15 protein-coding genes are annotated in these 14,783 nt (G+C 45.2%); 10 read left to right on the top strand and 5 right to left on the bottom strand.

Going from position 1 to position 14,783, the window contains the following annotated elements:
- The first annotated feature begins 384 nt into the window (after positions 1 to 384).
- From mak to FLM48_RS13625, 3 genes are all read left to right on the top strand, one after another.
- On the top strand, positions 385 to 1,284 hold the full coding sequence (mak, locus tag FLM48_RS13635) for a fructokinase (RefSeq protein WP_179024992.1): 900 nt from the start codon (positions 385 to 387) through the stop codon (positions 1,282 to 1,284).
- A gap of 133 nt (positions 1,285 to 1,417) precedes the next feature.
- Positions 1,418 to 2,128, top strand: a complete 711-nt coding sequence (locus FLM48_RS13630; RefSeq protein ID WP_179024991.1) for a YdcF family protein — start codon at positions 1,418 to 1,420, stop codon at positions 2,126 to 2,128.
- A 12-nt stretch (positions 2,129 to 2,140) separates the two neighbouring features.
- Positions 2,141 to 2,815 carry a DUF2982 domain-containing protein gene (locus FLM48_RS13625; protein ID WP_179024990.1) on the top strand — a complete coding sequence of 225 codons (675 nt, stop codon included), beginning with the start codon at positions 2,141 to 2,143 and terminating at the stop codon, positions 2,813 to 2,815.
- A 57-nt stretch (positions 2,816 to 2,872) separates the two neighbouring features.
- Here the strand turns inward: FLM48_RS13625 and FLM48_RS13620 are convergent, their stop codons facing one another.
- From FLM48_RS13620 to galU, 4 genes are all read right to left on the bottom strand, one after another.
- Entirely contained in the window at positions 2,873 to 3,259 is a 387-nt protein-coding gene (locus tag FLM48_RS13620) for a polymer-forming cytoskeletal protein (protein ID WP_037470394.1), read from the bottom strand.
- A 92-nt stretch (positions 3,260 to 3,351) separates the two neighbouring features.
- Positions 3,352 to 3,846 carry a ferredoxin-type protein NapF gene (napF, locus tag FLM48_RS13615; RefSeq protein ID WP_179024989.1) on the bottom strand — a complete coding sequence of 165 codons (495 nt, stop codon included), beginning with the start codon at positions 3,844 to 3,846 and terminating at the stop codon, positions 3,352 to 3,354.
- Between the two features lie 50 nt (positions 3,847 to 3,896).
- The gene (gene galE, locus FLM48_RS13610) at positions 3,897 to 4,913 is read right to left on the bottom strand and encodes a UDP-glucose 4-epimerase GalE (protein WP_179024988.1); all 1,017 of its coding nucleotides are present in this window, start codon (positions 4,911 to 4,913) and stop codon (positions 3,897 to 3,899) included.
- Positions 4,910 to 5,830, bottom strand: a complete 921-nt coding sequence (gene galU, locus FLM48_RS13605) for a UTP--glucose-1-phosphate uridylyltransferase GalU (protein WP_179024987.1) — start codon at positions 5,828 to 5,830, stop codon at positions 4,910 to 4,912. The genes galE and galU overlap by 4 nt, the downstream gene beginning before the upstream one ends.
- Before the next feature lie 401 nt (positions 5,831 to 6,231).
- Between galU and phhA the strand changes: the two genes are divergently transcribed.
- The 5 genes from phhA to maiA all read left to right on the top strand — a co-directional run bounded on the left by phhA (position 6,232) and on the right by maiA (position 11,171).
- A complete protein-coding gene (gene phhA / locus FLM48_RS13600; protein ID WP_179024986.1) occupies positions 6,232 to 7,029 on the top strand; it encodes a phenylalanine 4-monooxygenase in 798 nt (265 codons plus the stop codon).
- Between the two features lie 18 nt (positions 7,030 to 7,047).
- On the top strand, positions 7,048 to 7,386 hold the full coding sequence (locus FLM48_RS13595) for a 4a-hydroxytetrahydrobiopterin dehydratase (RefSeq protein WP_179024985.1): 339 nt from the start codon (positions 7,048 to 7,050) through the stop codon (positions 7,384 to 7,386).
- A gap of 223 nt (positions 7,387 to 7,609) precedes the next feature.
- Complete coding sequence (gene tyrR / locus FLM48_RS13590; protein ID WP_028771819.1) at positions 7,610 to 9,157, top strand: transcriptional regulator TyrR; 1,548 nt, start codon at positions 7,610 to 7,612, stop codon at positions 9,155 to 9,157.
- 262 nt (positions 9,158 to 9,419) lie between these two features.
- A complete protein-coding gene (locus tag FLM48_RS13585) occupies positions 9,420 to 10,406 on the top strand; it encodes a fumarylacetoacetate hydrolase family protein (protein WP_028771820.1) in 987 nt (328 codons plus the stop codon).
- A 105-nt stretch (positions 10,407 to 10,511) separates the two neighbouring features.
- Positions 10,512 to 11,171 (top strand): maleylacetoacetate isomerase, encoded by a 660-nt coding sequence (gene maiA, locus FLM48_RS13580; protein ID WP_179026374.1) that lies wholly within the window; start codon positions 10,512 to 10,514, stop codon positions 11,169 to 11,171.
- Positions 11,172 to 11,191: 20 nt separating this feature from the next.
- Here the strand turns inward: maiA and FLM48_RS13575 are convergent, their stop codons facing one another.
- Positions 11,192 to 12,082 (bottom strand): LysR family transcriptional regulator, encoded by an 891-nt coding sequence (locus FLM48_RS13575; RefSeq protein WP_179024984.1) that lies wholly within the window; start codon positions 12,080 to 12,082, stop codon positions 11,192 to 11,194.
- Positions 12,083 to 12,193: 111 nt separating this feature from the next.
- On the opposite strand from FLM48_RS13575, the gene FLM48_RS13570 reads away from it, so the two are divergent.
- Both FLM48_RS13570 and FLM48_RS13565 read left to right on the top strand, forming a co-directional pair.
- The gene (locus FLM48_RS13570) at positions 12,194 to 13,405 is read left to right on the top strand and encodes an MFS transporter (protein WP_256870939.1); all 1,212 of its coding nucleotides are present in this window, start codon (positions 12,194 to 12,196) and stop codon (positions 13,403 to 13,405) included.
- 118 nt (positions 13,406 to 13,523) lie between these two features.
- The gene (locus FLM48_RS13565; protein ID WP_179024982.1) at positions 13,524 to 14,564 is read left to right on the top strand and encodes a nitronate monooxygenase family protein; all 1,041 of its coding nucleotides are present in this window, start codon (positions 13,524 to 13,526) and stop codon (positions 14,562 to 14,564) included.
- Positions 14,565 to 14,783 lie beyond the last annotated feature (219 nt).

The raw sequence follows: 14,783 nt of genomic DNA, 5'->3' as shown, positions 1-14,783 counted from the left end.
GTTGGCTAGCCTAGCAACAAAGGGCAGATTGGATGAAAGTGGCTCATCATCGCGCTGTAACTTACATCGCTGAGAATGGGCCCGTGTTTGATAGTCATGCTGCGCGAGTTGTGCCGCATTGCGATAATGACTGCGGGTAAAGATTGAATATCAAAGCAGGACTGAATACGAATGCAGTAGAGGGTGCAGCGCTTTTATAATGGCCATAACTGACATAGTATCGGCTATTGGAGTGTGAACATTTTGTAAATCGTCAATGGCTAAGTAGACGAGTTGCGACAAAATAAGCCATTGCAAAAGCGACGGTGTTAGTCGCTAAATATAATAGATCAATGGCAAAAACAAATTGAGTATGGTGTAACTAATGGTGATTTGGAGTAGAACATGATGCGGATGGGGATAGATCTTGGTGGCACAAAGATAGAGTTAGTGGCTATTGATGATCAAGGTAAAGAGATTTTTCGTAAACGCGTTCCTACGCCCAGAGAGTACCAGCAAACACTCGATGCCCTTACGCAACTGGTCAATGAAGCCGAGACAACACTCGGGCAGCAGGGCAGTGTCGGAATTGGTATACCAGGTGTGATATCACCATTTACTGGCTTAGTTAAAAATGCCAACTCGACTTGGATCAATGGTCACCCATTAGATAAAGATTTAGGTGCACGATTAGATAGAGAGGTTCGTGTTGCTAATGATGCAAACTGCTTTGCCGTGTCAGAAGCAGTTGATGGCGCCGCAGCTGGTAAAAGCGTGGTGTTTGGAGTGATTATCGGGACTGGCTGTGGAGCTGGCTTGTCAATTAATGGCAAAGTACATGGTGGTGGCAATGGTATCGGCGGCGAGTGGGGTCATAATCCCATGCCGTGGATGACGGCTGATGAGTTTAATAGCACAGAGTGTTTTTGCGGAAATAAAGACTGCATAGAAACTTTTATTTCGGGTACTGGTTTTGTACGCGACCATAATCTGCACGGTGGCAATGTTAAAACCGGCAACGAAATTATGGCATTGTATGCACAGGGTGATGAACGAGCTATTAGCAGTTTTGAGCGTTATATCGACCGGTTAGCACGAGCCTTGGCCCATGTGATCAATGTACTCGACCCAGATGCAATTGTTTTGGGCGGCGGAATGTCTAACGTGGAAGAGATCTACCCGTTATTGCCTGAAAAGCTTAATCAATATGTGCTTGGCGGTGAATGCCGCACGCCTGTGGTGGCTAACTTGTATGGCTGCTCTTCTGGTGTTCGTGGTGCCGCTTGGCTTTGGTACGGAAACTAACAACCTACTTGTTGGATAACCGTATTTATCTGATGTAGACTTGCCCTATTCTATATAGGGCAAGGAGCGCAACCGCATTGGTTGGCTTTAAAATATCGTGTTTGGCTTAAAAAAATTCCTGTCACAGTTTTTCATGCCCATCCCATTTACTGTGCTGATGCTAGTATTGGCACTGATTTTTTGGCACCGCTCGCGGCTTGCTAAGTGCTTTGTCGTGGTTGCAACCACTTGGCTGCTGTTACTCAGCAGTCAGTTTGGTAGTTACTACTTGGTTAATCAGTTAGAGCAACAATACCCTGTTAATAATAGTGTGATGCCAGAAGGTTGTGTGATTGCCGTATTAGGTAACAGCCATAATACAACCCATAGCGATGTTGCCCTGCAGCAGCTATCCGCCACCGCACTGTCAAGGCTGATTGAAGGATTACGTCAAGCCTCCATTAGCCAACACTGTCAGTTTATCTTTAGCGGTTGGAACGGTGGCGTAGGTGGCCCAAGTCATGCCGAAATTCAAGCGCAAGCTGCGATTGCACTTGGTGTAAATAAATCGAACATGACGCTTTTCCCGCAGGCAAGAGACACCATTGAAGAAGCGCAATATATCAAGCAGCAAATCGGTAGCTCACCGTTTAAATTAGTCACGTCTGCGACACATATGCCACGCGCGATGGCCACTTTCGAGGCTATGGGTTTAAGCCCTTTAGCGGCACCTACCGATTTTATTTCCTCAGATGATTCCTGGTGGCACATCAGTATTGCTAATTTATCCGCTTCTCAGCGAGCCATTCATGAGTACCTTGGCTTACTGTGGTTACGTATCAAACATAGCCTTTCTAATTCTTAAGAGTGACATTTCATGGCACAAGACGATATTAAACTTATTCACTCAATCACTAAGCATAATGGCATTTCCTGTACGCTCGGTGGTGCGGTTGCGCTTATTGTTGGGCTGAGTATATTTCTGTTTTACAAAGCGATATTTGCAGTAGGCATGGTGCTGTTTATTATCGGTGCTATTCTCCTGGTCATTGGCATAGCTAAAATTATTGAACCTGCCATACCGGTAGAGCTTAGCGAGCGAGGGATTGTGTATCGGCACCGCCGCGGTACGATTGCGGTTGAATGGCACAATATTCAACGTATCGACATTCCTCGCGTACATACCGCTGAGGGCTTAACCGACTTACCCTATATTGGGCTTAAGTTGAAAAAAATCTCGCCTCTACTGCACCTTATCTCGCCTAGACTGGCGACGGGTTTGTTGACTGAGCAACGGCCATTGCTCATTTCTTCTATTGAGCTCGATGGCGAACTGTTGATGCTAGAAAACTACCTAAACTCGGAATTTACGCCATTAGAGGTTGATGATGAACGCTTTACTGGGGTGATGGCGATGTTTGGTCATCGTTGTCGCTTTTTAGGAGAGCATTTGGGCTACCATGTATACATTCCATGGGATTGCCTAGACAGAGATGCTAAAGATTTTATGCAGTTATTACGACAATATCAGCAACAAGCTGTTTGCGAGTAGGGTTACAACATAGGGTATATGGCGCTAAGATCATTGTTAGCGCCAATGTAGGGATGTTTAGCCGTTGGCTGCAATGCTGTCATCATCGATAACGCTGGACAGTAAGTTAACCTCTTCACGTACTCGCATTCCAATAAACTGACCACCTTCAAATATTTCCATCGATTCGCAAGCTATCTCGCCCTCGACCGAGCCAGTATTGGTAATATTGAGCTTATCGCATTTGAGTTTACCTTTGAAAACACCGGAGACTTTGAGCTCTTTACAACGTAGATCGCCGTCGATGTAGCCGTCGGCTTCTATGGTGATTTTACCGGTTGAACTAATTTTCCCGTACAGCTCGCCGCCAATTAGCGCTTCGCCTTCAAAATGGGTTTCGCCTGATAACTTAGTGCCTTGGGCGATAAAAGTGAGTCCATTGCTATTTTTCTTATTTCCAAACATAAACAAGATCAATTTTGAGGTTGTAGCTAGATATTATCCTGAATTTTTACACAATCAAACCACTAATATTTGGCGCCATTGTCAGATTTTTGTCATTTTGTAGTGATGTCAGGGTTAACAATAATTGCAGAGTTAGGGCACGGTGCCACACACGCTCCGCAACCTGTGCAAGCTTGAATGTCTATGATCGGCTGCGGTGCTTGACCGATTTGTGGGCTAAATGTAATGGCTCTTGGCTCACAGGCATCTTTACAGCTTTGGCACCAAACGCCATTAAATGCTAAGCAATTATCGCTAATTTGCGCCGCGATGGTCCAAGGTTGAGCTTGATGAGTATCGAACAGTGGCTCAGGACAACTCTCAGCGCACTTGCCACAAAATGTACATTCATCACGGCTAAAGTCGATTTCGGGAAATCCACCGTCGCCGCGTTTAATAATTTGCGTTTCACAGTTGCTGATACATTTGTCACAGCGAGTGCACTCGTCTGTAAATTCAATATCCTGTTTTATCCAAGGCGGGCGAATAACGTTACTTTTGCGGCGGCTAAAAAGATTGCGCCTACTTTGGTTGATGCGATTGGACATGAGAAACCTTAACTAGGCGCTGGCGGTAAAAGCGCAGCGCAACGACGAGATTACTGACTATTATAACCATTGGGGTTATTTGATTGCCAATGCCAACTGCTTTGAGCCATATCTTTAATGCTATGGGTTGCACGCCAGCCAAGCTCTTGATTGGCTTTGCTTGGGTTGGCGTAACATGCCGCGATATCACCAGGGCGACGAGGCTCAATGGTATAAGCAATACTGTGACCGCACGCGGCCTCAAACGCTTTAACCATATCCAATACACTGTAGCCGTTACCTGTCCCAAGGTTATAAGTGACCAACCCAGGCTTTGTGGCGATTTTTTGCAGCGCCTTTAGATGACCATTGGCTAGATCAATAACATGAATATAGTCACGCACACCTGTGCCATCGGTTGTGTCGTAGTCGTTGCCCCATACATTGAGTGACTTGCGTTTGCCGACCGCGACTTGCGAGATAAATGGCATGAGGTTGTTGGGAATATCATTGGGGTCTTCACCAATTAACCCACTTGGATGCGCGCCCACTGGATTAAAATAGCGCAAAATTGCGATATTCCATTTGCTATCAGCTTGATATAAGTCCGCCAAAATGTGTTCGACCATCAGCTTAGACTGTCCATACGGGTTGGTCGCACTGGTTGGGAAATCTTCAGTGATAGGTAAACTTGCGGGGTCACCATAAACCGTAGCCGATGAGCTAAAGACTAAGTTTTTGACATTAAATTGGTGCATCACTTCACACAGGCTCAAAGTGCCGGTGACATTGTTTTCATAATAGCGCAGTGGTTGTTCGACCGATTCACCGACAGCTTTAAGCCCGGCAAAGTGGATCACAGCGGTGATACTGTGATCAGTGAATATCTTTTGCAGTAACGCTTTATTGAGTACATCGCCTTGATAAAACGTGATCGGTTTACCGGTGATATTCTCAACCCGTGCTAGTGACTCAACACTGGCATTACTGAGGTTATCTATGACAACCACATCTTGGTTATTTTCAAGCAACTGCACTAGGGTATGTGAGCCAATATAGCCAGCGCCACCGGTAACGAGAACGGTCATACTTTAGGTCCTTGTATCTCACTTGCAAGCTCAACAATTAAATCAGAAAAAGAATCACCAATTTGATGATGGCGCAGGCCATACTCTAGATTTGCACGCATATACCCCAATTTATTGCCGCAGTCATGGCTTTTACCTTGCATTAGATAGGCGTTTACCTGAGTTTTCTCCATCAACATAGCAATTGCATCGGTTAATTGAATTTCGCCGCCAGCACCGGCCGGTGTTTTCGCTAACAATGGCCAAATCTCTTTTGGCAAAATATATCGACCAACGACAGCTAAATTTGAAGGCGCTTCATCGATAGCGGGCTTTTCAACTAACTGTGATATGGGTAAAGAATCGCCTGCATGCAGGTCTTCCCCTTTTATATCGGCTATACCGTATTGGTCGACACTTTGATGAGGCACAGTCTCTACCATGATCTGAGCTATGCCGTTGTCATCAAAACGCTTCACCATGTCAGCTAGGTTGTCTTTTGCCAAATTGCAGTGGTATTCATCGACAATAACATCTGGTAGTAAAACGGCAAATGGCGCATCACCGACAACTTGTTGGGCGCATAAAATAGCGTGCCCTAGGCCTTTAGCTTGCGACTGTCTAACGCTAATAACCGTTACGCCGTCGGGACAAATTGCTTGAACTTCACTTAGCAATTGGCGTTTAACGCGGCTTTCTAACTGCGCTTCTAGTTCAAAGCTGCAATCAAAGTGGTTTTCAATTGAGTTTTTACTGGCATGAGTTACCAATACAATTTCAGTTATGCCGGCGGCAATTGCTTCATTAACTACATACTGAATCAATGGCTTATCGACTATTGGCAGCATCTCTTTCGGAATCGCCTTGGTGGCCGGTAGCATTCTTGTGCCAAGTCCGGCAACAGGGATAACGGCTTTGCGGATACTGTTTGCTTTCATGAAAATCCTTGTCAGTAGTGGGGTAGCGCATATTTAAGTGGCTAATTGTACTCAATATCCGCAGAAGATCCATCTTCTAAAATGGGCTTTATTCTTGTTTTGATTATAGCTAAATTTTGTAAATTCCGTTAACTGATATTTTTGTGTGGTTGGTGGAAATGATATAAGCAGGCTTGGTTATTTAATGAACGGGTGGAAGTCGGTTTGGATAGTATGTGGATAGATATTGTTACGGCTTAGGTTTTTGATTAATATTCATTTTTATGGCTGGTGGGCAGGGGGTGTTTCGTTTGGTTTACAACTAGGGTCATGAATGTAGCTCAATAATAGCGGCTTGCGCTATTAACAAAAGTGCAACTTTGGTCAACTATGAAATAGAGAGCCCTAATGATAACTACAATATGAGCAAACAAACACAGTACCAAGCACGGCTACCCAATGCTGATGGAGTCATTGAGTATCCGCAAGCTGAACATGATATTTGGCAGCAGTTATTTGCACGTCAACAAGACAATTTGCCCCCTTTTGCCTGTCAGGAATATCTTGCTGGCTTAGAGAAGCTAAATTTGCCGAGTGATCGCATTCCACAATTGAGCGAAATCGACGCCGTATTAGCGCAAACCACAGGTTGGAGAACCGCTGGAGTGCCAGCATTGATCTCGTTTGAAAAGTTCTTTCAATTGCTGGCAGACAAAGCATTTCCGGTTGCGACATTTATTCGCAGTAAAGAGGAGTTTGATTACTTACGCGAGCCGGATATTTTTCATGAAATATTTGGCCACTGTCCGTTGCTAACGAATCCGTCATTCGCCCGTTTCTCACATGCCTATGGCAAACTGGGTTTAGCTGCGAGTAAACAAGAGCGAGTATATTTAGCGCGTTTGTATTGGTTTACCGTTGAATTTGGCCTGTTGCAGTCAAGCGAGGGGAAAAGGTCGATTTATGGCGGTGGCATTTTGAGTTCGCCCGGTGAAACCGAATATGCCATGAGCAGTAAGCCCATAGTTAAGCCGTTCGATCTTATTGAAGTATTACGCACTCCTTACCGAATCGATATAATGCAACCAATATACTATCATATTGAGTCAATTGACTTTTTAGATGAAATTGTTGCAATGGATATTATGTCAGCGGTGAAACAAGCGATGTCGCTTGGGTTATTACCACCGCTGTTTGAGCCTAAGTGCCAAGCTAACTAATTGATAAAAGGAAAAACAATGACCAAATTAGCTGAAATGAAATGTGAGGCATGCCAAGCCGATGCACCCAAAGTTACCGATGCAGAGCTTGCAGAGTTAATCAGAATGATCCCCGACTGGGGTGCGGAAGTGCGCGATGGCATTATGCAACTTGAGCGCGTATACAAGTTTAAGAACTTTAAATTGGCTATGGCATTTACCAATAAACTGGCTGATTTAGCGGAAGAAGAGTTCCATCATCCTGGTATTCTGACTGAGTGGGGCAAGGTCACGGTTACGTGGTGGTCGCACTCAATTAAAGGTCTTCACCGTAACGATTTCATTATGGCTGCGAAAACAGACCAGTTATTAGATTAATAAAAAAACATATTTATTAGTGCATTACCTACGGTGGTGCACTATTTTTTTACTCAAAACACCGTCTCTGTGTAAACAATGCTTGCCACAAGCGCCATTCCATTCTAACGTATCGTAATCTCTACACTGAGCAAAATTAACCTGTTAACGGTTTGATACACGTATCTATCAGTCAAGAGAAATCCCACTAGGGTAAAATTAAAATAATAGGGACAATGACACTATGCGCTTGGAAGTGAGCTGTTTAGATCGCGTCGGTTTGGCCAAAGATATCTTAATGATTATGGAAGGCTACGGCATTAATTTGCTAGCCATCGATGCGAGCAACCAAGGATTCTTATACTTACAATTTGCTGAAGTTAATTTTGATACTTTGAGTGAATTGCTGCCGCTGATTCGAAAAGTCGAAGGAGTACATGATGTGCGTACTGTTTCGTTTATGCCATCAGAGCAAGAGCACTACGCGTTAAAAACGTTGCTGAAAACGCTACCTGATTCGGTATTTTCAATTGACGTGAAAGGTCGAGTTCGCATCGTTAACGAATCAGCACTGATGACTGTCGGCATGGAAGAGCATGAAGTACTAGACGAGTCAATTAACCATTGGGTCCAAGGGTTTAACTTCGGACGTTGGCTGAGTGAAAGTGTGGTCTTAGCACAAGCGACACGGGTTAATATTGGCCCCAATGAATACTTGGCTGAGATGCTACCCATATACTTACCCGATGAAAACAACAGCACGATTCTAGCGGGGGCTGTGGTATCACTAAAATCACCTGCCAGGGTGGGTAAACAGTTTAATGCGCTACAAAACCAAACCACCGGTTTTGAGAATGTGCTCGCCGCCAGCGACAAAATGAAGGAAGTTTTAGTGCAAGCTCGGCGTATGGCGCAGCTCGATGCCCCTTTGCTGATCACCGGTGAAACCGGCACCGGAAAGGAGCTAATGGCTAGAGCTTGCCATGATGCCAGTATGCGCCGTGAACATCCGTTTATTGCCATCAATTGCGCGGCAATGCCAGATAGCGCAGCCGAGGAAGAACTGTTCGGTTTCGTGAGTAGTCAGGGCGAAGTGATTAAACGCGGTTTCTTTGCCGAGGCCAAAGGTGGCACGGTTTTTCTTGATGAAATCGCTGAGATGTCACGTTCGGCTCAGGTAAAATTACTGCGCTTGCTGCAAGATGGCACCTACCGCCGCGTTGGCGGTGATGAAGAGGTACAAGCCGATGTGCGTATTATCTGTTCAACACAGAAGAACTTAGCTGAGCTGTGCCAAACCGGTGACTTTAGAGAAGATCTCTATTATCGGATCCACGTATTGAGCTTCCATATGCCGTCACTACGGGATCGCAAAGTAGATGTCATTCCACTCACTGAAATGTTTTTAGAACATTACAGCCAACAATTGTCGATTCCCATTCGAAGAATTTCAGCACAGTGTCGTGAACATCTACTGGGCTATGCATGGCCGGGTAACGTGCGCCAACTTAAAAACGCTATTTTCAGGGCGGTCTCAATGTGGGATGGCTCGGCTGAACTGACTGTTGAGCAACTCAAGTTGCCATCCTATGCCGAGGGCTTTGGCTATTTTGATCATCAATTCGAAGGTAGTTTAGACCAAGCAATGAAACAGTTTGAAGCGAGTTTGCTACGCCGTTTGTATCCAGCGTATCCGAGTACGCGCCAGTTGGCTAAAAAGCTAGGGGTATCACATACCGCTATTGCCAATAAATTGCGCGAATACAAAATCAGCAAGCAAAAAGGGATGTAACAGCAAATTGCCACTTTGATGCTGGTAATTTGTGCAATGTTTAAGGGAAAAGCAGCGAATTAGCTGCTTTTTTTTGACTGTAAACTAATTTGTACAAAAAGCAGGTTCTAGGGTGAGAGTGTGATTAATATCACGCTATTCCTATCTGGATTGGCTTGATGTATTTCTATAATAACAGCAGTTCCGCACAGGCAGCGCTTTGCCGTAGCAAAGCAAAAATATGACAACATGATCCTGTGCTCATCAGTTTTTAGGAGTGGGTATGAAGTTAGCAACTTATGATAACGGTCGTCGCGATGGCCAGTTGATGTTGGTTAGTCGTGATTTAAAAAAGGCCGTAGCCGTGCCAGCCATTGCGCATACTATGCAGCAACTGCTAGACGCTTGGTCACTACTTCAACCGCAATTACAAGAGCTGTATGAAGCGCTAAACGACGGTCAGATGGACAACAGTGTCGATTTTGACGAGAGTAAGTGTTTATCGCCGCTACCACGTGCATACCAATGGGCCGACGGTAGTGCCTATGTCAATCACGTAGAATTAGTGCGTAAAGCACGTGGCGCTGAAATGCCAGAAACATTTTGGACCGATCCGCTAGTTTATCAAGGTGGCTCTGACTGCTTTATCGCGCCTAAAGCTGACATTGAATTAGCGAGCGAAGATTGGGGTATTGATTTCGAATCAGAAGTGGCAGTGATCACCGACGATGTGCCAATGGGCGTGAGTAGTGATAACGCGGCGCAGCATATCAAGTTATTGATGCTTGTGAACGATGTATCGCTACGTAACCTCATTCCTGGTGAGTTAGCCAAAGGCTTTGGCTTTTTCCAATCGAAACCATCTAGCAGTTTCTCGCCAATCGCTGTCACGCCTGATGAGCTTGGTGATAAGTGGCAAGAAACTAAAGTGCATCTGCCATTAGTAACACATTTAAATGGTGAGCTCTTTGGTAAGCCAAACGCTGGCATCGATATGACATTTAACTTTGGCGAGCTGATCACTCACTTTACTAAAACCCGTCCATTGGGTGCTGGCGCCATTATAGGCTCAGGTACCATTTCTAACTATGATCGCAGTGCTGGTTCAAGCTGCCTAGCAGAGACCCGCATGTTAGAAACCATTGCAGACGGCAAGCCAGCGACATCGTTTATGCGATTTGGCGACCGTGTACGCATTGAAATGTTTGATGACAATGGCGCAACTATTTTCGGTGCTATTGACCAGCAAGTCGTGCAGTACAAAGGCTAAGTTTGCTTGAGTTACATTGACGGGGCGACAGGTGTTGCCCCGTTTTGCTATCTATTAGGCTGCAACGCGACCACAACTTAGGCGGCTGCAGGAGGGAGAGTGAATATGAAGTTATACGGCTATTGGCGCTCGAGTGCTGCTTACCGGGTGCGCATTGCGCTCAATTTAAAGCAGTTAGAGGCTGAACTGATTTCAGTGCATTTAGTTAAAGGCGGTGGTCAGCAGCATGCCGCTGATTACGCTAAGCTCAACCCGCAAGAGTTAGTGCCAACGTTGGTAACAGATGATGCTAGCGGCGATGAGTTCGTCCTAACCCAATCGATGGCGATTATTGACTATTTAGATGAACGCTATCCACAGTCAAGCTTATTGCCAGACAACCTTGAATTAAAAGCACAGGTGAGGGCGATGGCATATACGATTGCCTGTGATGTGCACCCGCTGAATAATCTAAAAGTGCTGCAGTATTTGGCCAACACCCTTAATGTGGCCGATGATCCAAAGTCACAGTGGTATCATCACTGGATACATCAAGGTTTCACTGCGATTGAGCGCCAATTACAACAGCATGCTGGTCAATACTGTTTTGGCGAGGTTGTTACGCTGGCTGATGTGGTGCTGGTGCCGCAAATATACAACGCCAAACGTTTTAACGTTGATCTGTCATCTTATCCATTAATTGAGCAAGTATGGCAACATTGTAATCAGCTTGAAGCCTTTAAACAGGCCTTGCCAGAAAACCAAGCGGACGCGGTGATAAGTTAATTTAGCACTTATCGTTGCTGTTAGCGGTTTTGCATTAAGAATTCTACAAACGCCTTGTCGGCTTGGCCGAGCGGGCGTTTTTTATGCCATGCAATATGCAGATCTAAATTGACTGCGGGGGCGAAAGGCTTAGCCAATATGGGATCGTTTTTCTCAATGACCATCTCCAGCACACTAGTAATGGCATAGCCTTGTGAAACCACTTGCTTGATCAAGTTAATTAAGTTGGTTTCAAACGCGATATTGACTTCAATGCCTAAACGTTGAGCATGTTTAAGCATCCATTCACGATGAAAGTACCCGGGCTTAAACATCACCAGTTCATGTTCAAAAAATGCTTGCAATGGAATGGCTTTAAGGTGAGCGAGTGGATGGTCTTCAGCCATGGCAACCACCATTTGTGCCGTTAATAAACATTGGCTATCTAGCTCTTCAGTCAGATCTTGCTCGGTGATAATGGCAATGTCGACCTCTTCATTTTGCAACATTCTTAAGGTGTCACGGGTGCCACCTTCAAACAGAGACAGCTTTAAAGCGGGGTATTGATGGCGAAAAGCCATGAGTCGCCGCGGCAAGTAGTAGGAGCCCAGCATACCCGGTACGGCAACCCTGACTTCCCCTCGGCTTAAGTTGGCAAGCTCATGCAGATGCCTCTTAGCTTGCTCTACCTGTTTTAGAATGACTTTCGCATGCTCATTGAGCGCTACACCTTCAGATGTTAATGCTAAGCGGCTGCCTTTTTGACCACGATGATGGGCATTGCGGTTAATCAGCATTACACCCAGCTCATCTTCTAAGCGTTTAATGCTTTGACTGATGGCCGGTTGAGCGATACTTAACTCATTAGCGGCTTGAGTAAAGCTGCCTGAGTTAGCCAGTGTATGCAAATGTTTAAGTTGTTTAATGTCCATAAGTGAAAATTATAGTGTTGATAATTTCTATGTATTTTTATTATGTTATCGTCAGTGATAGCCTGAGTCTAGAATTTACACCTATTTATACCGACCATGCTCACAAACCCGATGCAAGCCAAACGTCTTATCAGCGCACTTTCCATTGCCTCAGTGGTGATTTATATCAACCTGTATATTGTGCAGGGCATGCTGCCTCTAGTTTCAAAGCAATTTGAGGTAGCACCGGCTCACGCAACTTTACTGTTATCAGTCACCAGTTTTTCCATGGCCATTTCATTACTATTTTATGCGCTGCTTTCAGACAAGATTGGCCGTAAAATGCCGATAGTGATTAGCCTATATCTGTTGGTTCTCGTTGATTTTTTACTGATTTGGGTGGCAAGTTTTGAGCAACTCATGGCGATGCGGTTACTGCAAGGTATCTTGCTGGCGTCAGTTCCTGCCATTGCCATGGCCTATTTTAAAGACATGCTGACCTCGATGCAGTTACTGCAAGCTGGTGCCGTTTATATTGCCGCTAACAGTGTGGGCGGCATCGTGGGGCGGCTGATAGGGGGCATGATGACGGCCTTGTTTGATTGGCAACAAGCCATGTTACTGCTTACAGGATTGTCGATGATAGGTGTAGTGATCGCCATGAGGCTATTGCCAGAACATGACACTAGCAAGCCTGCACTACCTGCAAGTAAAGCGATAACCGCTAGCGATCTGCGCGGCTTTAAACTGCATCTGCAAGATAAAAAAATGCCGTTAATCTACTTGTTAGGTGGCGCAGCGTTTATGGTGATGGTCAATCAATATAGCTATATACAATTGCATTTAATGCAAGAGCCTTTCGCTTGGGGAAGTTTCACGGTTACCTTGATATTTCTATGCTATTTTGCCGGAACTTACGCCTCATCGCGTAGCGGAAAGTGGGTTAAGCGTTATGGCCGCGAACCGTTGTTGATGTTGGCGAGTGTGTTAATGGTTGTCGGTACACTCATTACGCTGATTGATACCGTTAGCGCCATTGTGATGGGTTTCGCGATAATGAGTTTTGGCTTTTTCACCCTGCATAGTACTTGTAACACTTGGGTTGCAGAGCGGGCCAGTGCTCATCGAGCCAAAGCCACAGCGTTATACTTGTGTAGTTACTATTTGGGCGCGGCGTTGGGTGGCCCCTACTTGTTACCGTTTTGGCAGCAAGCCAATTGGCAGGGGGTAGTCGTAGCCAGTCTGGCGATTTTGCTACTGCAGCAGATACTGGTCATAATACTTAGCAAACAAAAATTACTGGCTTTTTACCGCTATGCGCGTTTGCATCGTGGGGCGACTTAAATTTGGCTCACCGGTGTTAAGCTATGTAACTAAATAGGTCGTGTTAATAGCGCACAAGTAGAGTGTCACAACAATAATGCCACTGCGCGTTTGCGCTGATAAAGGATGGATAAGCCTGATGGATATAGGTCAACAACTCAGACAAGCCATAGGGATTGAAAAACCTATTGTTCAAGCGCCAATGGCTGGCGTGCAGGATTGGCGCTTAGCCGTTGCGGTGTCTCAAGCAGGTGGGTTAGGTTCCATTCCCTGTGGCATGCTGACTCGCGAGCAAGTCCTCACAGAAATAAATCAGTTTCGCCAGCACAGTAACAAACCCTATAACCTCAATTTTTTCTGTCATCAAATGCCGACTGTAGACACCGCAATGTTACAGCGTTGGCAGGCCAAACTTGCGCGCTATTATCACCACTATAAACTGCAAGCTAATGATGAAATAAGCGGTTTACGGGTGCCATTTGATCAAGCAATGGCCGATATGCTTGAACCGATAAAACCACCTGTTGTGAGTTTTCACTTTGGGCTACCGCATCCGGACTTAGTGGCACAGATAAAAACTTGGGGCACAACGATATTATCTTCTGCAACAACAGTTGAAGAGACTATCTGGCTGCAAACAAACGGGGCGGATATTATCATTGCCCAAGGCTGCGAGGCAGGCGGGCATCGCGCGATGTTTTTAACCGAAGACCCCAGCACCCAGCAACCGACGCAAACATTACTGGCCGAGATAATAGACGCTGTTTCTGTTCCAGTGATTGCCGCTGGTGGTTTAGCGACTGCTGCTGATGTAAAGCGCATGCTCGCTAACGGCGCTGCAGGCGTGCAGCTAGGCACAGCATATCTGTTGTGTGACGAAGCTAATACATCGGCTTTACACCGACAAGCCATACAGAACCCCCACCACACCACCGCGCTGACTAATATTTTTTCCGGTCGATTAGCTCGAGGAATTTGTAATAAAGCCATGCACGAGCTAGGCAATATAAATGCAATCGCCCCAACGTTTCCATATGCATCCATCGCCATGGCACCCTTAAGATCTAAAGCGGAATCACTAGGACAGAACCATTTTTCACCATTATGGGCGGGTAGCAATATCGCAGGTTGTAAAGCTATCAGTGCGGTTGAATTAACGCGGTTATTATGGAAAACCTAGAAATTGGATTGAGTAAAGATTAGCTAGCAGTTAAATACTTATCTGCGATGCAGGTATAGCGGTTGTTTGATTCAATAAGTGAGTTAATGTTTTTAGTTTTAATTATTGAAGGTTGTGAAGTTATCATTTTCATTTTTACAGTTTATTAGTTTTAAATTCCGTCATAACTGGTTTAGTTAGTTATATTTATATTTTCCCCGCTAATAGCCCTATTAGGCG

The organism is Shewanella sp. Scap07 (genome assembly GCF_013394145.1).
Classification (GTDB): Bacteria; Pseudomonadota; Gammaproteobacteria; order Enterobacterales; family Shewanellaceae; genus Shewanella; species Shewanella waksmanii.
Note: the sequence above shows the minus strand (reverse complement) of the source record. Positions and strands in the feature narration are given on the sequence as shown.

What these genes read in the sequence shown, in the direction of transcription:
- mak (WP_179024992.1), top strand. Translation starts at nt 385, where the DNA reads ATGATGCGGATGGGGATAGATCTTGGTGGCACAAAGATAGAGTTAGTG.
- FLM48_RS13630 (WP_179024991.1), top strand. Translation starts at nt 1,418, where the DNA reads ATGCCCATCCCATTTACTGTGCTGATGCTAGTATTGGCACTGATTTTT.
- FLM48_RS13625 (WP_179024990.1), top strand. Translation starts at nt 2,141, where the DNA reads ATGGCACAAGACGATATTAAACTTATTCACTCAATCACTAAGCATAAT.
- FLM48_RS13620 (WP_037470394.1), bottom strand. Translation starts at nt 3,259, where the DNA reads ATGTTTGGAAATAAGAAAAATAGCAATGGACTCACTTTTATCGCCCAA.
- napF (WP_179024989.1), bottom strand. Translation starts at nt 3,846, where the DNA reads ATGTCCAATCGCATCAACCAAAGTAGGCGCAATCTTTTTAGCCGCCGC.
- galE (WP_179024988.1), bottom strand. Translation starts at nt 4,913, where the DNA reads ATGACCGTTCTCGTTACCGGTGGCGCTGGCTATATTGGCTCACATACC.
- galU (WP_179024987.1), bottom strand. Translation starts at nt 5,830, where the DNA reads ATGAAAGCAAACAGTATCCGCAAAGCCGTTATCCCTGTTGCCGGACTT.
- phhA (WP_179024986.1), top strand. Translation starts at nt 6,232, where the DNA reads ATGAGCAAACAAACACAGTACCAAGCACGGCTACCCAATGCTGATGGA.
- FLM48_RS13595 (WP_179024985.1), top strand. Translation starts at nt 7,048, where the DNA reads ATGACCAAATTAGCTGAAATGAAATGTGAGGCATGCCAAGCCGATGCA.
- tyrR (WP_028771819.1), top strand. Translation starts at nt 7,610, where the DNA reads ATGCGCTTGGAAGTGAGCTGTTTAGATCGCGTCGGTTTGGCCAAAGAT.
- FLM48_RS13585 (WP_028771820.1), top strand. Translation starts at nt 9,420, where the DNA reads ATGAAGTTAGCAACTTATGATAACGGTCGTCGCGATGGCCAGTTGATG.
- maiA (WP_179026374.1), top strand. Translation starts at nt 10,512, where the DNA reads ATGAAGTTATACGGCTATTGGCGCTCGAGTGCTGCTTACCGGGTGCGC.
- FLM48_RS13575 (WP_179024984.1), bottom strand. Translation starts at nt 12,082, where the DNA reads ATGGACATTAAACAACTTAAACATTTGCATACACTGGCTAACTCAGGC.
- FLM48_RS13570 (WP_256870939.1), top strand. Translation starts at nt 12,194, where the DNA reads ATGCAAGCCAAACGTCTTATCAGCGCACTTTCCATTGCCTCAGTGGTG.
- FLM48_RS13565 (WP_179024982.1), top strand. Translation starts at nt 13,524, where the DNA reads ATGGATATAGGTCAACAACTCAGACAAGCCATAGGGATTGAAAAACCT.